This is a genomic window from Synechococcus sp. SYN20, from assembly GCF_014279555.1.
Taxonomy (GTDB): Bacteria; Cyanobacteriota; Cyanobacteriia; order PCC-6307; family Cyanobiaceae; genus Synechococcus_C.
Genome location: NZ_CP047959.1, coordinates 1294207 through 1306505 on the forward strand (window position 1 = coordinate 1294207; position 12299 = coordinate 1306505).

At 58.8% G+C, this 12299-nt stretch carries 37 protein-coding genes; 29 read left to right on the top strand and 8 right to left on the bottom strand.

Annotation, left to right across the window (positions count from 1 at the left end; all coding sequences use genetic code 11):
* On the bottom strand, positions 1 to 183 hold the full coding sequence (locus SynSYN20_RS06765) for a hypothetical protein (RefSeq protein ID WP_186525260.1): 183 nt from the start codon (positions 181 to 183) through the stop codon (positions 1 to 3).
* Positions 184 to 254: 71 nt separating this feature from the next.
* Here SynSYN20_RS06765 and SynSYN20_RS06770 point away from each other — a divergent pair, with 71 nt between their 5' ends.
* Positions 255 to 461 carry a hypothetical protein gene (locus SynSYN20_RS06770; RefSeq protein WP_186525261.1) on the top strand — a complete coding sequence of 69 codons (207 nt, stop codon included), beginning with the start codon at positions 255 to 257 and terminating at the stop codon, positions 459 to 461.
* Between the two features lie 60 nt (positions 462 to 521).
* The gene (locus SynSYN20_RS06775; RefSeq protein WP_186525262.1) at positions 522 to 722 is read left to right on the top strand and encodes a hypothetical protein; all 201 of its coding nucleotides are present in this window, start codon (positions 522 to 524) and stop codon (positions 720 to 722) included.
* A gap of 57 nt (positions 723 to 779) precedes the next feature.
* Here the strand turns inward: SynSYN20_RS06775 and SynSYN20_RS06780 are convergent, their stop codons facing one another.
* Positions 780 to 965 (bottom strand): hypothetical protein, encoded by a 186-nt coding sequence (locus SynSYN20_RS06780; protein ID WP_186525263.1) that lies wholly within the window; start codon positions 963 to 965, stop codon positions 780 to 782.
* A 158-nt stretch (positions 966 to 1123) separates the two neighbouring features.
* Here SynSYN20_RS06780 and SynSYN20_RS06785 point away from each other — a divergent pair, with 158 nt between their 5' ends.
* The 12 genes from SynSYN20_RS06785 to SynSYN20_RS06835 all read left to right on the top strand — a co-directional run bounded on the left by SynSYN20_RS06785 (position 1124) and on the right by SynSYN20_RS06835 (position 4495).
* Entirely contained in the window at positions 1124 to 1639 is a 516-nt protein-coding gene (locus SynSYN20_RS06785) for a hypothetical protein (protein ID WP_186525264.1), read from the top strand.
* Between the two features lie 53 nt (positions 1640 to 1692).
* Positions 1693 to 1893, top strand: coding sequence for a hypothetical protein (locus tag SynSYN20_RS06790; protein WP_186525265.1), 201 nt, complete (start codon positions 1693 to 1695; stop codon positions 1891 to 1893).
* 28 nt (positions 1894 to 1921) lie between these two features.
* Positions 1922 to 2080: a hypothetical protein gene (locus tag SynSYN20_RS06795; RefSeq protein ID WP_186525266.1), complete on the top strand. Its 159-nt coding sequence runs from the start codon at positions 1922 to 1924 to the stop codon at positions 2078 to 2080.
* On the top strand, positions 2064 to 2426 hold the full coding sequence (locus SynSYN20_RS06800; RefSeq protein ID WP_186525267.1) for a hypothetical protein: 363 nt from the start codon (positions 2064 to 2066) through the stop codon (positions 2424 to 2426). Before SynSYN20_RS06795 ends, SynSYN20_RS06800 begins: the two co-directional genes overlap by 17 nt.
* Complete coding sequence (locus tag SynSYN20_RS06805) at positions 2423 to 2644, top strand: hypothetical protein (protein ID WP_186525268.1); 222 nt, start codon at positions 2423 to 2425, stop codon at positions 2642 to 2644. Before SynSYN20_RS06800 ends, SynSYN20_RS06805 begins: the two co-directional genes overlap by 4 nt.
* Positions 2641 to 2883: a hypothetical protein gene (locus tag SynSYN20_RS06810; RefSeq protein WP_186525269.1), complete on the top strand. Its 243-nt coding sequence runs from the start codon at positions 2641 to 2643 to the stop codon at positions 2881 to 2883. The genes SynSYN20_RS06805 and SynSYN20_RS06810 overlap by 4 nt, the downstream gene beginning before the upstream one ends.
* 213 nt (positions 2884 to 3096) lie before the next feature.
* Positions 3097 to 3411: a hypothetical protein gene (locus SynSYN20_RS06815; RefSeq protein ID WP_186525270.1), complete on the top strand. Its 315-nt coding sequence runs from the start codon at positions 3097 to 3099 to the stop codon at positions 3409 to 3411.
* A 20-nt stretch (positions 3412 to 3431) separates the two neighbouring features.
* Positions 3432 to 3638 (top strand): hypothetical protein, encoded by a 207-nt coding sequence (locus SynSYN20_RS06820; protein WP_222929764.1) that lies wholly within the window; start codon positions 3432 to 3434, stop codon positions 3636 to 3638.
* Entirely contained in the window at positions 3635 to 3874 is a 240-nt protein-coding gene (locus SynSYN20_RS06825; protein ID WP_186525272.1) for a hypothetical protein, read from the top strand. The genes SynSYN20_RS06820 and SynSYN20_RS06825 overlap by 4 nt, the downstream gene beginning before the upstream one ends.
* Before the next feature lie 83 nt (positions 3875 to 3957).
* A complete protein-coding gene (locus SynSYN20_RS14480; protein ID WP_255476399.1) occupies positions 3958 to 4086 on the top strand; it encodes a hypothetical protein in 129 nt (42 codons plus the stop codon).
* Positions 4050 to 4226, top strand: a complete 177-nt coding sequence (locus SynSYN20_RS06830) for a hypothetical protein (RefSeq protein WP_186525273.1) — start codon at positions 4050 to 4052, stop codon at positions 4224 to 4226. The genes SynSYN20_RS14480 and SynSYN20_RS06830 overlap by 37 nt, the downstream gene beginning before the upstream one ends.
* On the top strand, positions 4223 to 4495 hold the full coding sequence (locus SynSYN20_RS06835) for a hypothetical protein (RefSeq protein ID WP_186525274.1): 273 nt from the start codon (positions 4223 to 4225) through the stop codon (positions 4493 to 4495). Before SynSYN20_RS06830 ends, SynSYN20_RS06835 begins: the two co-directional genes overlap by 4 nt.
* A 15-nt stretch (positions 4496 to 4510) precedes the next feature.
* On the opposite strand, the gene SynSYN20_RS06840 is transcribed toward SynSYN20_RS06835, so the two are convergent.
* Both SynSYN20_RS06840 and SynSYN20_RS06845 read right to left on the bottom strand, forming a co-directional pair.
* On the bottom strand, positions 4511 to 4918 hold the full coding sequence (locus tag SynSYN20_RS06840; RefSeq protein WP_186525275.1) for a hypothetical protein: 408 nt from the start codon (positions 4916 to 4918) through the stop codon (positions 4511 to 4513).
* A 105-nt stretch (positions 4919 to 5023) separates the two neighbouring features.
* Positions 5024 to 5398 carry a hypothetical protein gene (locus tag SynSYN20_RS06845; RefSeq protein WP_186525276.1) on the bottom strand — a complete coding sequence of 125 codons (375 nt, stop codon included), beginning with the start codon at positions 5396 to 5398 and terminating at the stop codon, positions 5024 to 5026.
* A 4-nt stretch (positions 5399 to 5402) separates the two neighbouring features.
* Between SynSYN20_RS06845 and SynSYN20_RS06850 the strand changes: the two genes are divergently transcribed.
* The 5 genes from SynSYN20_RS06850 (at position 5403) to SynSYN20_RS14495 (ending at position 6624) form a co-directional block, all read left to right on the top strand.
* The gene (locus SynSYN20_RS06850) at positions 5403 to 5720 is read left to right on the top strand and encodes a hypothetical protein (RefSeq protein WP_186525277.1); all 318 of its coding nucleotides are present in this window, start codon (positions 5403 to 5405) and stop codon (positions 5718 to 5720) included.
* Between the two features lie 36 nt (positions 5721 to 5756).
* On the top strand, positions 5757 to 5885 hold the full coding sequence (locus SynSYN20_RS14485) for a hypothetical protein (RefSeq protein WP_255476400.1): 129 nt from the start codon (positions 5757 to 5759) through the stop codon (positions 5883 to 5885).
* The gene (locus tag SynSYN20_RS14490) at positions 5882 to 6013 is read left to right on the top strand and encodes a hypothetical protein (protein WP_255476401.1); all 132 of its coding nucleotides are present in this window, start codon (positions 5882 to 5884) and stop codon (positions 6011 to 6013) included. The genes SynSYN20_RS14485 and SynSYN20_RS14490 overlap by 4 nt, the downstream gene beginning before the upstream one ends.
* Positions 6014 to 6076: 63 nt before the next feature.
* The gene (locus tag SynSYN20_RS06855) at positions 6077 to 6499 is read left to right on the top strand and encodes a hypothetical protein (protein ID WP_186525278.1); all 423 of its coding nucleotides are present in this window, start codon (positions 6077 to 6079) and stop codon (positions 6497 to 6499) included.
* The gene (locus tag SynSYN20_RS14495) at positions 6496 to 6624 is read left to right on the top strand and encodes a hypothetical protein (RefSeq protein ID WP_255476402.1); all 129 of its coding nucleotides are present in this window, start codon (positions 6496 to 6498) and stop codon (positions 6622 to 6624) included. Before SynSYN20_RS06855 ends, SynSYN20_RS14495 begins: the two co-directional genes overlap by 4 nt.
* A 48-nt stretch (positions 6625 to 6672) precedes the next feature.
* Here SynSYN20_RS14495 and SynSYN20_RS06860 read toward each other — a convergent pair whose 3' ends face one another.
* The 3 genes from SynSYN20_RS06860 to SynSYN20_RS06870 form a co-directional block, all read right to left on the bottom strand.
* On the bottom strand, positions 6673 to 6975 hold the full coding sequence (locus tag SynSYN20_RS06860) for a hypothetical protein (protein WP_186525279.1): 303 nt from the start codon (positions 6973 to 6975) through the stop codon (positions 6673 to 6675).
* Positions 6976 to 7066: 91 nt separating this feature from the next.
* Positions 7067 to 7366 (bottom strand): hypothetical protein, encoded by a 300-nt coding sequence (locus tag SynSYN20_RS06865; protein ID WP_186525280.1) that lies wholly within the window; start codon positions 7364 to 7366, stop codon positions 7067 to 7069.
* A 5-nt stretch (positions 7367 to 7371) separates the two neighbouring features.
* Positions 7372 to 7512, bottom strand: a complete 141-nt coding sequence (locus tag SynSYN20_RS06870; protein ID WP_186525281.1) for a hypothetical protein — start codon at positions 7510 to 7512, stop codon at positions 7372 to 7374.
* Between the two features lie 2 nt (positions 7513 to 7514).
* Between SynSYN20_RS06870 and SynSYN20_RS06875 the strand changes: the two genes are divergently transcribed.
* The 10 genes from SynSYN20_RS06875 to SynSYN20_RS06920 all read left to right on the top strand — a co-directional run bounded on the left by SynSYN20_RS06875 (position 7515) and on the right by SynSYN20_RS06920 (position 11750).
* On the top strand, positions 7515 to 7754 hold the full coding sequence (locus SynSYN20_RS06875) for a hypothetical protein (protein ID WP_186525282.1): 240 nt from the start codon (positions 7515 to 7517) through the stop codon (positions 7752 to 7754).
* A gap of 82 nt (positions 7755 to 7836) precedes the next feature.
* A complete protein-coding gene (locus SynSYN20_RS06880) occupies positions 7837 to 8181 on the top strand; it encodes a hypothetical protein (RefSeq protein WP_186525283.1) in 345 nt (114 codons plus the stop codon).
* On the top strand, positions 8178 to 8333 hold the full coding sequence (locus tag SynSYN20_RS06885; protein ID WP_186525284.1) for a hypothetical protein: 156 nt from the start codon (positions 8178 to 8180) through the stop codon (positions 8331 to 8333). Before SynSYN20_RS06880 ends, SynSYN20_RS06885 begins: the two co-directional genes overlap by 4 nt.
* Positions 8330 to 8536, top strand: coding sequence for a hypothetical protein (locus SynSYN20_RS06890; protein ID WP_186525285.1), 207 nt, complete (start codon positions 8330 to 8332; stop codon positions 8534 to 8536). Before SynSYN20_RS06885 ends, SynSYN20_RS06890 begins: the two co-directional genes overlap by 4 nt.
* A 45-nt stretch (positions 8537 to 8581) precedes the next feature.
* A complete protein-coding gene (locus SynSYN20_RS06895; protein WP_186525286.1) occupies positions 8582 to 8791 on the top strand; it encodes a hypothetical protein in 210 nt (69 codons plus the stop codon).
* A gap of 46 nt (positions 8792 to 8837) precedes the next feature.
* Entirely contained in the window at positions 8838 to 9437 is a 600-nt protein-coding gene (locus SynSYN20_RS06900) for a hypothetical protein (RefSeq protein ID WP_222929765.1), read from the top strand.
* 3 nt (positions 9438 to 9440) lie between these two features.
* Complete coding sequence (locus SynSYN20_RS06905) at positions 9441 to 9905, top strand: hypothetical protein (protein ID WP_186525288.1); 465 nt, start codon at positions 9441 to 9443, stop codon at positions 9903 to 9905.
* Positions 9905 to 10339 (top strand): hypothetical protein, encoded by a 435-nt coding sequence (locus tag SynSYN20_RS06910; protein ID WP_186525289.1) that lies wholly within the window; start codon positions 9905 to 9907, stop codon positions 10337 to 10339. Before SynSYN20_RS06905 ends, SynSYN20_RS06910 begins: the two co-directional genes overlap by 1 nt.
* Before the next feature lie 197 nt (positions 10340 to 10536).
* Positions 10537 to 11253: a hypothetical protein gene (locus SynSYN20_RS06915; RefSeq protein WP_186525290.1), complete on the top strand. Its 717-nt coding sequence runs from the start codon at positions 10537 to 10539 to the stop codon at positions 11251 to 11253.
* 62 nt (positions 11254 to 11315) lie between these two features.
* Positions 11316 to 11750, top strand: a complete 435-nt coding sequence (locus tag SynSYN20_RS06920; RefSeq protein WP_186525291.1) for a hypothetical protein — start codon at positions 11316 to 11318, stop codon at positions 11748 to 11750.
* Here SynSYN20_RS06920 and SynSYN20_RS06925 read toward each other — a convergent pair.
* Entirely contained in the window at positions 11716 to 12261 is a 546-nt protein-coding gene (locus SynSYN20_RS06925) for an HNH endonuclease (RefSeq protein WP_186525292.1), read from the bottom strand. The two genes, SynSYN20_RS06920 and SynSYN20_RS06925, sit on opposite strands and share 35 nt — an antisense overlap.
* Positions 12262 to 12299 lie beyond the last annotated feature (38 nt).

A 12299-nucleotide genomic window follows, 5' to 3' on the forward strand; every position in this document is an offset into this window, starting at 1 on the left:
TTAAGTGAGGTCGATGAAGTCGAAGCCCATCTCTTCGGCCATCGCTTCCATGAATCCAGGATCGCCGGCCCAGAGCTCTTTGCCGTCTTTGCCGGTGACCGGACCTGCCTCCTCTCGAGTGACGTGCGGATGCTCGGTGAACCTGCCTTCAGCGCCGTCGTCCGTGGGTCGTTCCTTGGTCATGCTCACAAGCTACCGGGTGCGGCCAAGGTTTCCTGTCAGCGGAACACTGCTGCGACTCATAGCTTGACGACATGGAATCCAATTTCGACAAAGCTCAGAAATTGGCGATGCGCTGGCCAAAGGACAAAACGATCCCAGCCAAGCTCGTCAAGCTCTACAAAGCAGAGAACGGTGATCCGATGGTGGGTCTGTTTTTTGAGGCGTTGTATGCAGCGGCCAATGGTCCGGAAGATCTGGAATTGATTGGCAGGGCACGCCTCGAAGAAGACGAGGAATAGGTGGACAGGGCCTGGCCGGAAGGTTAGACTTGACACGTCGTCCATCTGGAGACACATCCCATGACGCTCAGCGCCGAAGAAATGGAACGGATCGTGACCCAGGTGTCGCGAGGAGAAGAGCTTTCTGGGCGCGAGTCAGGGGAAGCTGCAGAGTTTCGCGCTGGTGTGACGCAAGAAGTCGATCAAGCCCGCGAGATCGCTGAAGAGCTGGGCTTGGACTTCCAGGTGGAGATCCCGAACGAAACCCCCTTGATGTGGTGACATGAAAAAGGGCCCGAAGGCCCTTGGTTGCTCAGAGAAGCGGGTTGATCACCGCGTTCAGGAGGCTTTATAGCTGACACCACGGTAGGTGCAAACCTTGGGCTGGGCTCTGAGTGCCGCCGGAGACTGATGGGCGGTCGTATTGACACCGCGATAGGCGGTCTGACGCAGATGCGCCATCTGTGCATCGCTTAGGCGTTGCTGACGCTGTGCGAAGCGTTGTGCGTGTGCGAGAGGGGACATGAAGGTCTCCACAGCGCCCTGGCCCCCGTTGCGTGGCCTGGATCTGACTGCACCCGACGACTGCCGGGTCAACGTGCTTTCAGTTTACCGGTCTTTGTAGCGGTTGCGACGAACGACGACTGGGAGCCTGTACGAGTTAGAACAACCCCCTCTTTCTCATGCTCAAGAAGACAGCCGCCGCCGCAATGGCCATCATCACCTTGGCTTTTGCCACGCCCGTCATGGCTTCTGATCCAGACAACGTCAAGGACTTGGCCGCCACGATCTCAGCTACAGGAACGCAGTTCCTCAACGAGTGTCCGCCAGGGGCAAAGTTCCAGGGCGTCTACATGCCTGGTCGCCGTGTTCTGGCTGTCTGCGCTGGAGGGAAGGATCCTTCTGAGTTCAATGCTGAAGAGCAAGACACCCTGCGCCATGAGGGGATTCACCTCGCTCAGGACTGCATGGATCGCAGCTTCAACAGTGAACTGGAGACCACCCGCAACCTGATCTCTGTGATGGAGATGATGAAGCTCGCTTCCACCACCCTCAACTTCGCTGAGATCGAGCGTGCCTACAGGGAGATGGGCGCTGATGACCAGATGATCATGCTCGAGTTCGAAGCCTGGTCTGGAGCTGCTCTGCTCACGAATGCGGAGGTTTCTGACCTGATCCGCCGCGTCTGTCGCCTTTAAGCTGTTCTAGTTCGAACAGATACAGGCAACCTAAACCAAACAACCCCCGACTCATGGAAGATCTCGTCATCAGAATCTGCTTCAAGTCGGGGTCTGTCTCTGAAGAGCGCGGGACTGAACTGCAGATCACCGCTCTCTTCGATGACGACGTCAACGGTCTGATCGATTACGTCATGGCCCTGGAGCCCAAAGCTGGTGAGATCGCTCTCTGGCAGCACGAAGGCGACCCACGCTGGGCCGAGATCGAGTACTGATCACACTTGGAACAGGGCTCGTAGCTTGTTGCACATCGCACAAGCGGCCATGCTTGAACTCCTCAAGCTTCTGTTCAGCAAGAAAGGCTTCTCCTGCAGGGTCCTTCCACCCGGCTCCGTCTGGGCATCCAAGTCAAAGGGCAGACAGCTCGTCGTGATCATCGACCTGGATGAACTCGATGCTTGAGTCCGGAACCTCCTTCTCCTCCCCTGGGGGGAGTTTTTCGTATGTGATCCAGGGGCCTGTTTGCCGCCTGTACGACCGCGAGGAATTGCCCTGGCCCTCCTGCTCGCTGCAGTGGAAGGGCAAGCAGCCCAGCTGGAACCGGGTCGGCCGCCGCTTCGTTGGTGACATCGCTGTCAAGCGCAACCCTTCCTATTCCGTGATTGGTATCGACCGCTCCGGGCACACCTGGGAGCAGGTGATCACGGATTTCACCTACATGAACTCCATGGCGCATCGCCGCTGGTGGTATGCCGCCTCGCCGCCTCCTGGGAAGAACTATCCGAACTATCCAGGAGACAACGGATGAGCAACCGTGCCCTTTCGGTGATGCGCTGCTGCGCGTCTGCTTTGGCTTTGATTGCCTATGGGCTGCTCACCCACGGCATGACGACCGCCGGGATCTTCGTGGCCTTGGCCGGCCAGTGCGCCTTTATCCCCTGGTCGATCCGTAACAAGGTCTGGGACATGGTCGCCCTCGACGCCTTCTACATCGCCATTGGTCTCACTCGCCTGGTGACGCTGTGATCCGTCTTTACTTCTCCCACGCCACAAGACTGCGCAAGTTCTCCCTGTGGACCGCGATGATCGGTTTTGGCGGGTTCATCGTGGGCGCTGTTGAGTTCGCTCTCTGGGTGCGAATCCTCACCGAGCTAACCCGCTTGCCGAGCTTCAAAGAAGAGGGCATGACCGACCAGGTCCGCCTCTGTTATGTGGTGCTGATCGGTTGCGTGATTGGTCTGATTCGGCTGCGCTTCTACCCCTGAGCTGACGAGCTACTCGTCACTGCACAGCTAGTCGTCAGTGAAGAGCTACTCGTCACTGGGTGACGACCTAGTCGTCATCTAGATGAAGAGCTACTCGTCATCAAGGTGAAGAGCTACTCGTCAACATATAAGAAGGTTTATAAGAAGCTCTTTAAGAAGAAGAAGAAGAACCTCACTTCGTTCGGCAACCTCCTCCGCGTCTCCCTTCAAAGCGTGGACAAGCCACTCACTGATCACCAAGTCAAGCTCCTCAAAATCATCGACCACGTCAGATGGGATGAGAACGATGAGCTGGACGCTTTCGGATACCACCAAGTGCGTCGGGCGATTGGCCAAGGCGACTTCGTCATCGAGTTCGAGCTGAAGCAGGCCGTGGACCATCAGGAGTCGTTCTCAGGCCAAGGCTTTCCAACTCCACCGCCGGGTGAGGCTCGCTCTCCATGGATCGACACCTGGAATGTGCCCCTGGATCAGTACCGGCGGATCAGCACTGCCATCGACCTGTCTGGCTTCGAACCGGGCTCGTAGCTTGTCCTGTTCCGTACAGCTTGAACATGTTTACGGCAAGACCCCGTCCGGTTGATCGCCTCACGGTGACCGACACCGCCTTCGTCCTCAATCTCGGCTTCTTCGCTCTGGTTGGCTTCAACACGATCCACCACACCGATGGGCACATCACCTGGGGCGCAACCTGGGCCATGCTTGATCTCGGCTTCGTGCGCACCGCTGGATTCATCGGGGGGACAGGCCAGTGATCACCCGCTTCTATCTCGCCCTTGCGGCGAGCATGGCCGGCATTGGCTTGTGCTTCTACCTCGCGCCAGCTCAGCAGTGGCCCGTCACCCGCAGCGGCCTCGATTGCTCGGAGATCGGCGAGGTTCTGTCCGAGGTTCCGCCTGAACTTCGTATGCCGCTCGCTGACATCGAGGCGATCATCGAGCGCTGCAGGAATTCTGAGATGTCTCAGGCAATGCTCACTCGAACAGCTTGACATCAAGTCTTCGCTGAGCGACTCTTAAGGAGTCGAGCCCGAACCGGCTTTTTTTAAGCCTCCACCTTGTTCTAGTTCTTACCATGACCGCTACTTCACGCGAACTGCGCATCATCGAACTCACGAAGGAAGCTCAGATGCACAGCGATATGGGCAACAAATTCGGCATGTACGCGTGCCTCCGCGAGATCACATCTCTGCGCCAGCCATGACCTACTCCGTCACCTTCATGACCAAGCAGGGAGCCAGTCGCACCGAACACGTCAAGGCCGACTCGCTCTTCCTCGCCGTCCAGACCTGTCAGCACACCGACCAGGTCGCAAAAGTCCTCCGCATCGTTGAAGTCCAATGATCGATCTCACCCAACACTCCGACGTCCACGTCCTGTTCCTCGAGACCACCGAGGCAGACCTCAAGGCCAAAGACAAGAGCCTCCCGAGTGACACCCATTTGGTGCGCTACATCAAAGAGGGCATCGAGCAGATCAGCGCCCTGCGGGCCTACAAGAGCGTCGACATCTTCGACGCCCTGCACGACAACGGCTGCGAAGTGCTCGAGATTCGCCGCGGGTTCGGGACCATCAGGCCGAATCTGTACGGCTTCGTGAAGACGGAGGGCTGATCTATGGCTCAGTCATCAGCCGAGAAGCGCGACCGCTTCGCCCGGATGTTCCCGCCACGTGCCCAGAAGCTTGTCGATCAGTTCCGCCTTCTGGAGAACTGCACGAGCAAGTCCAACTACGAGTGGACCGAGGACACGGTGAAGCGGGCCTGGATTGAGATCGCTAAGGCGTTGCAGACCACTGCCAAGGCCTACGACCTGGAACTGGACGTCAGCCTCAATGGCGACGAGGTCCAATTCATCGACACCAGCAAACCCCTGCCCGAGTAAGCCATGACCGAATTCACCACTGATCCCTACGGACCCGAGAACGTCGCCACCCTCCTCGCTGCCATGAAGCGTGTCCGGGAGCTCCGCAAGGCTGGGAGAGACCCAGAAGCCGGTGAGGTCGTCAAGCAGCACTGGCCGCACCTGTACTCCCACTTCTTCGAAGGGGAAGCACGCAGGGCTTGAGTTTGCCCTTACTCAGGAAATTCTCAGGGGCCTCGGCCCCTTTTTTGTTGACACCACGTCCCCCAGGATCCATGCTTAACGAGTCACCGAGAGAACGACATGCAACGCCAACTCCGCACCCCTGAAGAAGTCGCCGCTTTCAAGGCCGCCAACCTCGCAGCAAACGCCCGCAACAAGCAGGTGGTCGTGATCAAGGCCGAGAGGCCAGCACCTCGCCCGACCCAGCGCCAGCAGTTCGCAGCTGACCTGCGCGAGACCGAGGACATGATCCGCGCCGCTAAGCGCCAAGGCCTTCTGCAGGCCATCCCCGCCCTGATCGGCCGCCACAACACACTGACCGCCTTGGTCAATAACGCCGCGCTGACCTGAGATGTCACGCGGAGGACGCGTAGCTGGGGGCGCTTTCCCCGGCCCCTCGATCGGGTGCTTGCCAGCACTCCTGCCATTCATCGGGATGGCACTGGTCCTTGCAGCGGCAAGGCCTCTGGCGCAACAGACGCCCGCTCCTGCGCCTGCAGCTCCGCTGGTTCAGGTCAACCTCGGGCCTGTGATCGAGAACGTGAACATCTACGTGAAAGAGGGAACGCCTCAGTGGGTGATCGAGGAAGAGCTGAGGAATCTGGGCCGAGCAAAGGCTCACTCGCCCGCCTCCCCCATGGCTGCCCGCACCCGCGCTGGTCGCACCACTCACCTCAAGACGCCGGCGATGTATTTCAGCGACTGCGAGGACGATCCAGTGCTGATGCCGCTCAAGGAGTGGAGGGAACGCTAGGGCGACTGGTAGCTGTGTCTTGTTCGAGTTCGTACTATGACCGTTTTCTCTCCCGGCCCGTTCAAGGGTCACCAGCGCAAGCATTCACCCCTCGTCGACGCCGCAACGCTCAAGGCCCGCCTCGACGAACAGGTTCGCCAATTCCGCCAGGGAGCCGAGCAGTGAGCCGCGCCTCTGATCGATTGGCGCTACTGGATCTCGCCATCGAGGCCGCAGACACTGACGAGCTGAAACACCAGCTGATCGGTGAACGGGCTGCGCTGGCTGAGGCCTATAGGACGCCCACTCAATGACACATGCGCGACCCGGTTTTCGAGCCGGGTTTCGTTTTCTCAGGCAACTCTCAGTTCCGAATGTTGACACCACGTCCATCTGGGGCCATAGTTGGCACAGATCGGTCGAGCAACTCTTCGGCTCCCGCTCTCACAGAACTGATGAACACCACCACCACTCACCCCATCGATCACGCCATCGTCGCTTTCCTGTTCCTGCTTGAAGGCATCGCCTGGATCATCAACGAGGCCGCTGGCTTCCACGCCCCCTTAACCGCGGAAACTGCTGAGCCCGAGCTCATCGATCCCCGCGACGTCTACGCCATCGAGGCACCCGTCCACGAGCCCACCATCACTGAGATGCCTGACTTCGCCGAGTACGTCGAGTTCATGGCTCCCTTCGACCTCGCCAAGCTCAAGGTCACCGAACTCCGCAAGCGGGCCCGAGGCCTCGCCAAGGGCGTCCACCTGATGCGCAAAGAGGAACTCCTGCAGGTGCTCGCATGACCTACTCCTGCATCTTCAGGAACGGAGACGCCCGCAAGGGCCTCCTGTTCGACCAGGCCTGGGCTCTGTTCATGGCCTACCGCTTCACCACCAATCCCTGCACCCTCTCCGTGGAGATGAACTGATGGAACTGATCCTTGTCCCTGTCATTCTTCTTGCCTTGCCCTGCCTGATCATCGAGGGCTTCGGCAACTGAGCGGAATCCTGGGGGAGCCGCCTCCCCCTCCTTGACCACTAGAGAACTCGCCCTGGGCGTCGTGATCGCTGGCCTCTTCATCGGGGTCAGCGGTTCGTATTACAGGGCCGCTGCCTGCGGGACCGAGAAGATCTGCGACGAGTACTGGAACGCAGCTGGACTGGCCACCAGCGGAGCCGTGGGCATGGGCTGGGCCTGGCTGACCAAGGCACCGGGCGACGACACGCCCACCAAACCGACACCGCGCCGGACCACCCGAGTGAAGAACCCGGACTGACATCACGTCCGCCGTGTGCGATCTACAGGAGGGCCAGGAAGGCCCCTCCGCCCTGTTCTGGGTCAGATCCTGCAGTCTCCTGATTAGGCGTCCCTCAGGGAGCCTCTTCGTCGAAGGCGCGATGTCTCGCTCTTAGCTCGCCGCCTAGAGGCGTTTCGCCTTCTGGTGTCTCGCTACGGGTCCAAGGGTCGTCATCAACCCACTTGGCCTTGATCGCTTCGATCTGTTCGTCGAGACCGGCCATTGTCTTGGCCGTTTTGTACTCCACCCAAGACGAGAACCAGTTGTCGTGGATCATCTGGGCGATTCGGTGGGTCCTAGAGAGAAGGCCCCGGTCCCAGAGCCGACGAATCAGCTCAACGACCAGGGCCTGGAGGACCACCGTGGTGGTCAAGGATTTCACTTCTTCGGCGCGTAAGGGAAGACACCGCGCAGGACTTCGATGATTTCTTGCACCACACCGTTGCCCTTCAGCGGGGTGTAGGGAAGAACCTCAGAAACAACAAGCAGAACGAGAGCTGCGACCGTGACGAATTCCATGGATGAGTGATGTGAACTGCCGCAGGGTTCCGGAAGGCTCAGCCGTTCGCACTTGGTTCATGTCTCTGCTTGAAGCGCATCAGATCCTGTTCAAAGGCCAGTCGAATGTGCGCCTGATGGCGACAGAAGTCGGATGCACGCTTGAAGAGCTGCAGCAGTCGTTCCGCGCTTACGTGGCCATGAATCCGATCTCCGATGACGCATGGGAGAAAGATGTCGAGCTGTCCTGGCCCTGGGCTTGATTCTCAGCCGATTCTAAGTCGCACTGATTGACACCACGGCCAGCCAGGACCATGATGGAGGCATCGAGATCGCAGCAACCCGATGACCACCACCACCCACAAGCTCACCAACGGCGAGGGCAACTGGCTCTTCCGCATCTCCGGCGACGTCGCCACCGTGATCCAGGTCTTGCCCTGGGGCGTCACCAAGATCGAAGACAAGATCAGCACTGCCGCTCAGGCCCGCAAGTTCTGGGCTACCGCTAAGAAGTACGGCTGCACCGAGGGTTGGACCGAACTGATGAAGTTCCGCAAGCTCACCACCTGGGAGCAGGTCGACACCTACATCGCAGCCAACTACAACATGGCCGCCGACAACGATCCCGAGGCAGCCCTGGCACTCGAGGACGAGTTCCGTGGCTGCGGTTGTTTGAACGTGGCCGCATGAAATACATCTGGACTGGCCTGGGCATCGCGATCGGCGTTGCCCTTTGGCCAATCGTTCTACCTGTCTTCATTCTCACCCTGATCTTTGTTTGTATTTCTGACGCCCAGAAAAAGCCCAAGCCACCCACCAAGCCAACCCGTAAAGATCCATGACCCAACTCACTCCTCGCCCCACCTACACCGCCCCGGCTCGTCCAAAGCGTGTCTCTCTCAAGCCTTTCATCGTTCACTACACCACCCGAGCTGGCTTCCGCGCCTCGTGGACCCTTTCGGCTCCGACGCAATGCGCAGCGCGTTTTGCCTTCCAGGAGTTGCTTCCCACAGGCCGGATCAACCTGATCTCTCTCCAGATGTAATGGTTCGAATCACGACCGGTAGCCTGTGCCATTGACTGCACCTCGATGGCCCTTCCCTCCTTAGATCCTGGCCATCTCCTCCTCTGTTGTCTGGCTGTCGCTGTGAAGAGACGCGATCCCGTCCTTGTCAGCCAGATTGCCGAGAAAGCCGACAAGACTCTCCCCCAGTCTCAGCTCAAGCGAGCGTTCGGACGACTCAAGGGGTTTGGCATGTCAACCGACGACCTCCTCTGGCTGGCTTCCCTCGAGGAGTGAGCCCCAACCTTTGGTTCCGCCTGCGTTTCGTATAGGGGCGCAGATCTTGTCTTTGAGAGGACCTCGGCCGGAAACCTTGAGGCAGCTCTCGTCGTCACCTATGCCTGCCTCTCGCGTTGGCCCCCTCTTTGGGCCCCTCCCTGAACTCGATGAAAGCTGGATCCTGATGACAGCAGACGAGACCTTGGTTTTGTACACCGCCGAGGACGTCCGCGAGTTCATTCGCGAGATCCAAGACCTGCGCGGCGCGTACGACCAGATCCACAAACTTTCGATGGCCATGAACGGCCTCGCTGCTTACAACCCGGTCGCCGTCAAGACCGTTCTCGTTGACGTGATCCGGTATCTCGAGCTCGAAGACATCCTCAACGCCAAACAAGAGGAGAGCCCCACCAATGTCTCGCCCGACGGCTTGCCGATCATCAAGGCCGACGTGGTCGAGTACTCCGAGGAGCCTCTCAAGAACGGCACTAACTACATGGAGACCGTGCTGCAGCCAATGCGTGAGCGCATGGCACGCCTGAAAATGAGCATCTGCAGGGCTTTGGATCTGTGCAGTTATGACCTGAGCGAGGCCCCTTGCTGCGACGGTCCCACCGCCATGAAGAGCTATCGGCGCGGTGCCACTCACATGTACCGGAGCTGATTGATGGCGACTCCGCTCGAGCAGTTCAGCAATGCCCGCCTTCTCGTCACGGCCCCCGGTGGCAGGGGTGGTCCGGAGACCGGTTTCCAGGAGCTTCCTGGCCAGGAGTACATCGTTCTGGCATTTCTGAAGCTGGTCAAACCGGATCGGAAGGACACCTTCAAGGGCATGGTCGACCTCAAGGTTTCGACCGAGATCGCCGAGGGCTACATCACAGGCTTCTGCCCCATCCCAGACGGTGAGGACTGGAAGACCTACGCCTTCAGGTCCGATGCGAACTACGACTCAACCGGATTCCGCTTCCCAGGATTCATGGCCCCCAAAGGGGTCGAGGTTCTGATGTCCGGTCGCCACTTCACTGTCGCTGAACTGATCGAAACCGCAGGCGTGTTCCTCGATGAGGGCATCGGCCAGATCGTCCGCGACGTGATCGGGGATCGACTCATCGTCAAATTCGAGCGTTTCTGATGGCCAACAACTTTCAATTTGAGATCAACGTTGAACTCCCGAAAGGAGCAGAGAAGACCTTCGAGCGAGCAGCTGAGCAAGCGATGAAGCAGGTGTCTGCAGAGCTCGATGGACGCTTCACCGATGCGATCAGCTCAGCTGTGTGGCCTTGGCCCTTCCCTGCGAGCAATGGCAAGGGCAGTCCCCGCTCCATCGTCGATACGGGGGCACTCAAGCAGTCAGGGGTCTTCAAGCTCTCGGGTCTGCAAGCCGAGTGGAAGTGGACCTCCAACTACGCAGCAGCAGTGCACGAAGGTGCTCGGCTTTGGAATGGCGCCAACATCCCAGCGAGGCCCTGGACCAATGCAGTCCTCGAAGGCGGAACCTCAGCAAGCATCCCGGTCTACGACTTCTCCACGGAACTCTCTAAGAGAATCACCAACATTCTTTCCTGATGCCTCTTCCTCTGATCACTGCAAAGGGCTGCGGCAAAGGCGGCAAAAAAGGTGGCAAGAAAGGCGGCAAGAAATAGGCCCGGATTTCAAACCTTTGGTTCCCCGTGTGTTTTGTATAGGCCCGCAGATCTTGTCTTTGAGAGGACCTCGATCCGGTTCGGTTGATCCCGGAACACTCGGCCAGATTCCGAGACTTCATGGCATCCCTCAAGCTCCCGTTTCAGACCGCACCAGCAGAAGAGCGGGTAGTCCTAGGGAATGAGCGCACAGGCACTCTGGAGTTTCCCGTCTACAACGATCTGACGATCACCGAGACGGCTTTCATGGCCGCCAACGGAGCAAAGAACACAGCCTTCACCTACACATCCAAGACCGCTCTCAAGATCGCCCGCGTTGAGAACGCCAAGCCGATTGATACCCATAACTTCGTCTCCAAAGTCCTGGTCGCCTCGATGGGTGGTCAAGTGAACTTCACAGAGCTGGAATTGGCCTGGCAGGTCAAGTACATCCGTGAACTCGAGGAGACCGCCTTCAAGGTTCTCGAGCTGTCTGTGATGCAACAGCAAGTGCTTGTGACTTGCGTGATCCGCCACCGTCTTCCAGGAATGCACGAGTGGAATCCCGAGGACACCGCAAGCCTCCCGAGTGAACTCTGTGAGGCCATTTATGAGTTCGCTCTAAAGGAGCAGGGACGAGGAGAGGATTTCGACAAGGAGGGCGCCGTCGAGGAGGTTGCGGAAATGCTGGGAAAGTCGAAGACGGAACCTACGGAGGAGTCGAGCACCCCGACTGGGGAGACATCTTCCACCAGCTCAGAGACCTCTACCCCGGCTCCCAAGAGTTCACGCCGGAAACGTTCGGCCAGCTCAAAAGCGGATACGTCCTCGAGTGCCTCCGAGAAGGAAGCCGGCTAAGACGCGATCACTATCACGCTCTGGAGCTGCCAATCGCGCAGCTCTCAAGCATTCACGCCAACTTGAACAGGGACCCCAAAAGGACCCGCAAGGCCTATACGGCCGAGGACTTCTGCTTCTTCGTCGACCACGGCTACAACAAGCCGGAGGAACGAGCGGCTCGAGCCTTCATGTCTTTGGTGCAAGCCAAGCAACTCCCAAGCTTTGCTCTTGGTTTCTTCTCAGACTTCAAGCACGGCAAAGCGAGCAAGGCTCCATGGGAGGAGCAGGCCCTCGTTCACGAGAGCTTCATTCTGCTTGCGCCGATGCCGATCGATGGTGGATTCACCGGCACGATGCTCGCTGAAAACGAAGTTGCAGGTCAGGTGATCGAGGTTCAGCACATGGGCCAAACCTGGGTGATTCAAGTACCTGACTTCAAGGACTACGTGAAGGCTGAAAACAGCATCGAGATCGATGTGGTCAGGCCGCCTGAGCCTGTTCCGCCTGGATCATGACGATCGCCTCAAGATTGGACTCCCACTGCTCGCCACCTGTGCGGTCGCCCTGGGCCATCCAGCTTTCGATCTCAAGCTCACGAGTGCGGCAATAGAAGTCTTGCTTCCGATACCACTCCTTCCAGTCCTCACTTCCCTTGTCGGTGTTGCAGGACTGGCAGGCCGGGACGAGATTCCTGGTCAGGTCTTCGCCTCCTTTGCTCTTTGGTTTGACGTGGTCAAGAGTGAGAGATTCGTCGTCGATTGGTGTGGCGTTGCAAAAAGCGCAGCGGTTGTCCCAGCAGGCCTTGATCCCGTCGCGCCAGATGGCTCGGGCTTCCTTTCTATTCATTGTTTCCAGGGCGAAGAGGTAGTCCTTGTGCGTGGGCCTGGGTGGCTCAACAGAGCCGAACTTCCAGGCGGGAGAGGGATAGGTGCCGCTCACTTGCTGCAAGTGACGGAGAAGCTGCTGTTGGTCGAAAGAGCGCGACGCATAGGCTTCTCCGGCTTCTACCGGTGCGATGGATGCCATAGCGTTCCCGAGAAGGCAGTGGTGGCCTGACTTTCCCG